Genomic DNA, 2389 nt, shown 5'->3' on the forward strand with positions numbered 1-2389 from the left:
GCTGAAACTGTATGACCCATCGCGACACCGAGCGGTTGCGCCATCGGGAACGTCATTATTTTGCGTATGTGCAGGACGATGAATCGATTGTCCTTCGCTGTTGATGTAACTGCCTTGCTCAATCAGTTCAACATGCTTTTTGGCGTGAGTGGGCATGCTGACAAGCAACAGCATAAGTGTGATAACAGAAAGCGTTTTCATATTCTCATAAAGGAGGAAAGAGGATAGGACGTTATCGGCAGGAAGGAAGAAAGCTTAAATAAACATCACTAATGTAAGCGAAGCGTAAAAAAGCAATGATGAGAATGATAGTTAATATCATTTAACTTGTTCGGAATTGTCTGGATTGATAAAGTGATCGCCGTCCCGCACAGAGCTAACGCCTTTAATGAGCGCCGGAGATAAGCGCCGGACGGGACTTTCATCAGGGCTGCAGGACGCAGCCGCTTTTGAAATTTATTGAGATTTTCTGGCAGACAATAAAAACATCATTGGACGGTCGCGTTCTTCTTCTAAGCCCGGATTCTGCTTTACCTGCTCATCGGTAGGCCCCCATTCATCAAGATGCACAATCTCGAATCCGGCACCAATCAACGCATTAATCCAGCTGGCCAATTTACGATGCTGCTTCTTCACGCCATCGGCAAACCAATTGCTGATGCGCTCACCTTCCTGTTGGTAATGGTTGATCGGCCAACTGCGTTGCTGTTGGTCATCCACAATCCACTGCTGCTGATGCGGGGCGGTATAAATAGGGTGTTCGCAGGAGAAGATCAGCATACCGCCAGGTTTTAATGCCTCGAACAGGGTGGTGAATAACGGCTCGATGTGACTCAGGTAATGTAATGCCAGTGAGCTGTAGGCAAGATCATAGGTTTTATCGAGCTGCAGAGTGTCTAAATCCGCACGTTGATAGCGAATGTTCGGTGAAGAAGTCATGGCGGTCGCTTGTGCCAGCATCTTTTCTGAAACATCAATCCCCAGGACTTCACGGGCACCATGCTGCTGCGCGTAACGGCAAAACCAGCCGTATCCACAGCCTAAATCAACGACGCGTAAGTCATTCAGATCGGGCAGCATCGCTCGTAATGCGGGCCACTCAGGTGCGCCATCCAATCCTTCCACTGAGCGGGGTAAAGTAGCATAACCGGCAAAGAAGGTGGGGTTATCGTAAATGTTCTGGCTCATATTGGCTCCTTTATATGAATCGAAAGGAGTTTAGGTGTTTAGCGCGACAGGAAACAGCGATTAGCCCACAAACAGCAGATGCACCAAACGCGCCAGCGATTCCAGCAGCAACAGGCTGCCGAGAAATATAAACACCAGTACACCGATAAATTGTTTACGGCTGCTCACGCTGCTCACTCCCCTGGCTTCATCTCACCGGACTATACTTTATGCCGGGTTCACTAAACTTCCAGTCAACCGGGGAAGATTACATGTTTTACCAAACGGTGAGTGCCAAAACGTGGCGTAACATTTGGGTGGTGGGCGATTTGCATGGTTGCCGCGCTCAACTGGACTCGCAGCTCATTCTGCATGACTTCGACAAAGAGCGAGACCTGCTGCTGTCGGTAGGGGATTTGATCGATCGCGGTCCCGACAGCCCCGGCTGCTTACAGCTGTTGCAGGAGCCTTGGTTTCGCTGTGTGCGCGGTAATCATGAACAGATGGCGTTGTCGGCGCTGGAAGGGCAAGACCCTATGCTGTGGATGATGAACGGCGGTGACTGGTTCTGGCAATTAAAAGGGGCGGATTTAATTGCGGCGCGCCATGCGCTGAAACGCTGTGCCGATCTGCCGCTGATTTTGCACCTGGAGTTAGCCGACCGCGTGGTGGTGATCGCCCATGCCGACTATCCATCCAGCCATTATGAGTTGGGTCAGGACGTGGACTGGCATCAGGTGGTGTGGAGCCGCGATCGTCTCGGCCGCCATCATCGTGGCGCTTCCGCCAGTATTGACGGTGCGAGCGATTTCTATTTCGGCCACACGCCACTGGAACAGCCGCTCAATGTGGCGAACCAGCATTACATCGACACCGGCGCAGTGTTCGGTAATCGCTTAACGCTGGTTCAGCTTCAATAGAGTTAACGGAACAAACGCCCGTCACGTACCAGTTCGCGTGGGTAGCTGTTTTTGATGCGGTTACTGACTTTCTTGGCTAAACCCAATGGCTGCTGCTGATAGGTGACAATCACTTCATCGCGAGTTGGTGCGGTTTCAGGATGAATATCCTGGCCGCGATACCAGCTTTCTGCTTCCGTTTCCGTCAATTCGAAATCCAGTGCGCTGCCCGGTTTAGTCAGGGCAACCACCGCTTCATGCTGCCAGCGATAGCCTTTCGGGAAGGTCTCTGCCAGCTTCAGACCGATGCGCGAGAACCGCAC

At 51.6% G+C, this 2389-nt stretch carries 3 protein-coding genes and 1 pseudogene; 1 reads left to right on the forward strand and 3 read right to left on the reverse strand.

Translation table 11 applies throughout. The features are described 5' to 3' along the window. Both H7A81_RS26815 and H7A81_RS26820 read right to left on the reverse strand, forming a co-directional pair. A partial coding sequence (locus tag H7A81_RS26815; RefSeq protein WP_182059291.1) for a DUF3761 domain-containing protein occupies window positions 1-201 on the reverse strand: 201 nt, incomplete at its 3' end. A 255-nt stretch (window positions 202-456) separates the two neighbouring features. After that, complete coding sequence (locus H7A81_RS26820) at window positions 457-1188, reverse strand: trans-aconitate 2-methyltransferase (protein ID WP_182059292.1); 732 nt, start codon at window positions 1186-1188, stop codon at window positions 457-459. A 251-nt stretch (window positions 1189-1439) separates the two neighbouring features. Between H7A81_RS26820 and H7A81_RS26825 the strand changes: the two genes are divergently transcribed. Next, complete coding sequence (locus H7A81_RS26825) at window positions 1440-2087, forward strand: metallophosphoesterase (RefSeq protein WP_182059293.1); 648 nt, start codon at window positions 1440-1442, stop codon at window positions 2085-2087. A 2-nt stretch (window positions 2088-2089) separates the two neighbouring features. On the opposite strand, the pseudogene yebU reads toward H7A81_RS26825, so the two are convergent. After that, window positions 2090-2389, reverse strand: a pseudogene (gene yebU, locus H7A81_RS26830) (16S rRNA (cytosine(1407)-C(5))-methyltransferase RsmF); the annotation flags it as partial.

It is taken from the genome of Pantoea sp. ME81 (genome assembly GCF_903970985.1).
In the GTDB taxonomy this organism is placed as follows: domain Bacteria; phylum Pseudomonadota; class Gammaproteobacteria; order Enterobacterales; family Enterobacteriaceae; genus Pantoea; species Pantoea communis.